The following is a 5,968-nucleotide window of genomic DNA, read 5'->3' as shown; positions in this document are numbered from 1 at the left end:
CTGGTGGTTTGGTGCTGGCGGCGGGTCAGGCGAATTATGCTGCGGCGAACGTGTTTCTGGATGCGTTGGCTGTTCATCGTCGTGCCGCGGGTCTGCCCGCGACCGCCATAGATTTCGGCCTGTGGGAGCGCTCGAGCGGACTCGGCACCGCATTGTCCGAAGCCGATTTCGACTGGATGCGCCGGCAGGGTTTCCCCGCGCTCACCGAGGCGGAAGGGCTCGCGCTCTTCGATGCGGCACTGGCGACCGATACCGCTCAGCTCGTGGCACTCCGGGTCGACCCGGCCGTGCTCCGGCAGCGCGGCGAGAGCGTTCCGGCGCTGGTGCGTGGCATCGCGCCGGTGACCGCTCGCCGACGCGCGAACACGTCCGCGGCGGATCGGGCCTTCCTGGATACGCTGGCCGGTTTGTCGGAGGGGGATCGGCATGTAGCGGTGTTGGATGTGGTGCGGTCGGTGGCTGCGGGTGTGTTGGGGCATGTGTCGGTGGATGGTGTGGAGCCGTTGCGTGCTTTTTCGGAGTTGGGTTTCGATTCGTTGGGTGCGGTGGAGTTTCGGAATCGGTTGTCGGTGGCGACGGGTTTGAAGCTTCCGGCGACGTTGATTTTCGATTATCCGAATGCGGAGGTGGTTGCACAGTTCATCGGGTCGGAGTTGGCCGGTACATCGGTTGTCGAGGAAGGGCCGGTCGGCCGGGTTCGGGTGGATGATGATCCGGTCGCGATTGTGGCGATGAGTTGCCGGTATCCCGGTGGTGTGGCGTCGCCGGAGGATTTGTGGCGGTTGGTCGCCGAGGGTATCGACACCACCGGCGAACTGCCGACGGACCGCGGTTGGGACATCGAAGCGATCTACGATCCCGAGCCGGGTAAGGCGGGCAAGACCTACACGCGGCGCGGTGGATTCCTGTATTCCGCAGCCGATTTCGATGCCGACTTCTTCGGTATCAGCCCGAACGAGGCCACGGCGATGGATCCGCAGCAGCGGCTGTTGCTGGAGACTTCGTGGGAGGCGCTGGAACGGGCCGGGATCGATCCTGCCGTGCTGCGTGGCAGCTCGACCGGTGTGTTCACCGGTGTCATGTACCACGACTACGCGCAGGGAACGCAGGGCGCCAACAGTGCCGGCGGCAGTCTGGTCTCCGGCCGCGTCGCCTACACGCTGGGTCTGGAAGGTCCTGCGGTGTCGGTGGATACGGCGTGCTCGTCGTCGCTGGTCGCGATGCATCTGGCCGCGCAGTCGCTGCGGTCCGGTGAATGCGATCTGGCCCTGGCCGGCGGTGTCGCGGTGATGGCCTCGCCGGATATGTTCCTGGAGTTCAGCCGTCAGCGCGGTCTCTCAGCCGACGGCCGGTGCCGAGCCTTCGCCGACGCCGCGGACGGTGTGGGCTGGTCCGAGGGCGTCGGAGTGCTCGTGCTGGAGCGGCTTTCCGATGCGCGGCGCAACGGCCATCAGGTGCTGGCGGTCATCGCGGGTTCCGCGGTGAACCAGGACGGTGCGTCGAACGGTTTCACCGCGCCGAACGGCCCCTCGCAGCAGCGGGTGATCCGCCGCGCGCTGGCCGATGCCGGACTCTCCGCGGGTGAGGTGGACGCGATCGAAGGCCACGGCACCGGGACGACGCTGGGTGATCCCATAGAGGCCCAGGCACTGCTGGCGACCTATGGCCGTGACCGCGCTGCCGATCGCCCGTTGTGGTTGGGGTCGTTGAAGTCCAATATCGGCCATGCCCAGGCGGCCGCGGGTGTGGGTGGCGTGATCAAGATGGTCATGGCGATGCGCCACGGCGTGCTGCCGAAGACACTGCATGTCGATCGTCCGAGTACGAAGGTCGATTGGGCGCAAGGCAGTATCGAGTTGCTGACCGAGCCGGTGCCGTGGCCGGAGGTGGATCGGCCGCGTCGCGCGGGTGTGTCCTCGTTCGGGATCAGCGGCACCAACGCGCACCTCATCCTCGAACAGGCACAGAGCGTGGCGGCGCCGGTGGAGCCCGCACGCACCGCGCCGGCAGGCGGCGTCCTGCCGTGGGTGATCTCGGCGCGCAGTGCTGCGGCCCTCGGCGGCCAAGCCGACCGTCTCGCGTCCCATATCGGTGAGGAGCACGATCCGATCGACATCGGCTGGTCGCTGGCATCCACCCGCAGCGTGCTCGAGCATCGTGCCGTCGTCCTGGCCGGCGACCGTGCCGAATTGCTCGCGGGCACAGCGGGATTGGCCGCCGGCGAGCATCTGCCGGGTGTGGTGTCCGGTCGGGTGGTGCCGGGTTCGACGGGTGTGGTGTTCTCGGGTCAGGGTGCGCAGTGGGCGGGGATGGCCGCGGCGCTGCGTGCCGCGTTCCCGGTGTTCGCCGAGCATTTCGACCGTATCGTGGCCGAGTTGGATCCGGCTCTGGGACAGACGGTTTCGCTGGTCGAGGCGTTGGCGGATGATGAACTGGTCGACCGGACGGTGTTCGCGCAGGCGGGGTTGTTCGCGTTCGAGGTGGCGTTGTATCGGCTGCTCGAGTTGTGGGGGTTCCGTGCGGATGTGGTGGCGGGTCATTCGATCGGTGAGGTTGCCGCCGCCCATATCGCGGGTGTGTTGTCCCTCGAGGACGCGTGTGTGCTGGTGGCGGCGCGTGGTCGCCTGATGCAGGCGCTGCCCGCCGGTGGGGCGATGATCGCGGTCGGTGCGTCCGAAACCGACGTGCTGACGCTGCTGAATTCCGGTGCGGTGCCGTCCGGTGACGTCTCGATCGCCGCGGTGAACGGTCCCGCGGCGGTCGTGCTCTCCGGTGCCGAGGACCAGGTCACGGCCCTGGCCGATGCCTGTGCCGAGCGTGGTTGGCGCACGCATCGCCTGCGGGTGTCGCATGCGTTCCATTCGGCGTCGATGGAGCCGATGCTCGCCGAATTCGCTTCGGCCATCGACGGTGTGAACTTCGGACGTCCGGAGGTCGCACTGGTATCCACGGTGACCGGCGCGAGGGTGACCGATGAGATGTCGGCCCCGTCGTACTGGGTGCGCCAGGTCCGGGATACGGTGCGCTTCGCCGATGCGGTGACCGCGATGGCGGAGCTGGGAGTGTCCCGCTTCGCCGAGGTCGGACCGGATGCGGTGCTGGCCCCGATGGTCACACAAACCCTCGACCACCATGCGACACCGGCGTCCACGACCTCGGTACCGGTCGTGGTGGCGGTGGCGCGCCGGAATCGCGCCGATGCCCGCGCGGTCGCGGCCGGCGCCGCCGGACTGTTCGTCGCGGGCGCGCAGGTCGACTGGGCCGGCTGGTACGCCGGGACCGGAGCGCGGCGAATCGACCTGCCCACCTACGCCTTCCAGCGCCGGCGCTACTGGCTGGGACCGGATGCCGGCACCGGCGGTGACCTCCGGGCGATGGGCCTGGCGGCCACCGGACATCCGCTGCTGTCGGCGGTCGTGTCGCAACCGGAGTCCGATACGGCGACGTTCACCGGCCGCCTGTCGGTGCAGACCCATCCGTGGCTGGCCGATCACCGGGTGAGGAACACGGTGTTGTTCCCCGGAACCGGCTTCGTCGAATTCGCCCTGCACGCCGGGGAACGAGCCGGTACCCCGATGCTCGACGAGTTGGTGCTGCACGCACCGCTGATATTGCCGGACACCGGCGGAGTCGCGGTACGTGTGGTGCTCGGCGAGCCGGACGGGGCGGGCCGTCGCGCGGTCCGGATCTTCTCCTGCCCCGACCGTGATGTCGACGCGACGCCGTCGTGGACGATGCATGCCGAAGGCGTTCTCACCCCGGACGAGGCCGAGGACTTCGAACCGCTTTCCTGGCCGCCGGCCGGCGCCACCGCTGTCGACGTCGACGGCGTCTACGACGAACTCTCGCAGCTCGGCTACGGGTACGGCCCGCAGTTCCGGGGCTTGCGGGCGGCCTGGCAGCGCGGGCAGGAATTGTTCGCCGAGATCGCGCTCCCCGACACCGGGCACGCCGACGGGTTCGGCATCCATCCGGCGCTGTTCGATGCCGCACTACACGCCGGAATCGTGCACGGCTTCCGCAGCGGCGACCTCGGCGATTCCCCGGCGTTGCCGTTCATGTGGAACCGGGTGGCACTGCACGCGAGCGGCGCCGCCGTGGTGCGCGTGCTGATTTCACCGGACGACGACGGATTCGGCGTGCGAATCACCGACCGGCACGGGCAGCCGGTGCTGTCGGTCGGCGCTCTCGTATCGCGGCCCGTGCCGGCCGAGCGCCTCACCGCGCATCCGGGCTCGGACTCGCTGTTCGGCGTGGAGTGGATCGCCGCCGCACCGGCGTCCGCGACGGCCGAACCGAACCGCATCGCGGTGGTGGGTTCCGGGCACAGCTCCGACGATCGGCCACATTATCGCGATCTCGCGGCACTGATCGCCGACCTGGACGCGGCCGACGATACGGTCGCACCCGACGTCGTCGTTCTCGAATGCCCCGACGACGAGTCCGCACCCCCGGTCGCGGCCCGCCAGATCATCGCCGGAGTCCTCGAGACCGTGCAATTGTGGTTGCACACTTCACTTTTCGAACAGTCTCGACTGGTCGTCGTCACCCGGCACGCCGTGTCCGTCGACGGGCCCGAGCCGGTGAATCTGGCGCAGGCGCCGGTATGGGGTCTGGTGCGCGCGGCGCAGGCCGAGCACCCCGGTCGTTTCCAGCTCCTCGACCTGGATCGGGACCAGGATCTCGTCGCCGCGCTGACCACGACGGCGCCGGACGCCGCCGAGCCGGAGGTTGCGGTGCGCGGGGCGGCCGCGCTGGTACCGCGGTTGCGCCGGCACGCGACCGGTGCGGCCGTTCCCTCGATCGCGGCCGGCACCGTGCTGGTCACCGGCGGGACCGGTGGCCTCGGTGCGTTGATGGCGCGGCACCTCGTGGTGAAACACGGTGTGGCGCAGCTTGTTCTGGCGTCGCGCAGCGGACTTGACGCACCGGGCGCCGGGCAGTTGCGTGACGAACTGGTCGAGCTCGGCGCGCAGGTGCGGATCGCGGCCTGCGATGTGTCGGACCGCGAGGCGTTGGCCGCGTTGATCGACGATATTCCGGACGAGCATCCGCTGATCGGCGTGGTGCATGCGGCGGGCGCCGCCGACAACGGACTGATCGAGTCGATCACGGCGGATCGGTTCGGGCCGGTGTTCGCACCGAAGGTCGACGCGGCCTGGCATCTGCACGAGTTGACGTGTGATCGGCTGTTGTCGCTGTTCGTGGTGGTGTCGTCGGCCGGCGGTTCGGTGCTGGCGGCGGGGCAGGCGAATTATGCCGCGGCGAACGTCTTTCTGGACGCGCTGGCCGCCCATCGTCGCGCCGAAGGTCTGCCCGCGACCGCCATCGATTACGGATTGTGGGCGACATCGACCGGTCTCGGTTCGATGCTGTCGGAGGGGGACGTCGAGCGCATCCGGCGGCAGGGGCTGCCGCCGCTGAGCGAGACCGAAGGGCTGGAGCTGTTCGATCTGGCGATCGCCACCGAATCCGCGCAGCTGGTGGCATTGCGGGTCGATCCGGCGGCCCTGCGCGACCGTGGCGACGCGCTCCCGGCGCTGCTGCGTGGCATCGTCCCCGCCCCGATACGCCGCCGGACACGAAACCAGAATCCCGAACCCGCATTCGCCGCCACGCTGGCCGGTTTGTCGGAGGGGGATCGGCATGTAGCGGTGTTGGATGTGGTGCGGTCGGTGGCTGCGGGTGTGTTGGGGCATGTGTCGGTGGATGGTGTGGAGCCGTTGCGTGCTTTTTCGGAGTTGGGTTTCGATTCGTTGGGTGCGGTGGAGTTTCGGAATCGGTTGTCGGTGGCGACGGGTTTGAAGCTTCCGGCGACGTTGATTTTCGATTATCCGAATGCGGAGGTGGTTGCACAGTTCATCGGGTCGGAGTTGGCCGGTACATCGGTTGTCGAGGAAGGGCCGGTCGGCCGGGTTCGGGTGGATGATGATCCGGTCGCGATTGTGGCGATGAGTTGCCGGTATCC

Annotated in this window: 1 protein-coding gene; it reads left to right on the top strand. The window is 68.7% G+C overall.

What is annotated here, in order from left to right:
- Window positions 1-50 precede the first annotated feature (50 nt).
- Window positions 51-5,968, top strand: a 5,918-nt coding sequence (locus tag C8258_RS32080; protein ID WP_233225480.1) for a type I polyketide synthase, incomplete at its 3' end; no start/stop codon positions are given.

The sequence above is a fragment of the Nocardia sp. MDA0666 genome, from assembly GCF_003023875.1.
In the GTDB taxonomy this organism is placed as follows: domain Bacteria; phylum Actinomycetota; class Actinomycetes; order Mycobacteriales; family Mycobacteriaceae; genus Nocardia; species Nocardia aobensis.
Note: the sequence above shows the minus strand (reverse complement) of the source record. Positions and strands in the feature narration are given on the sequence as shown.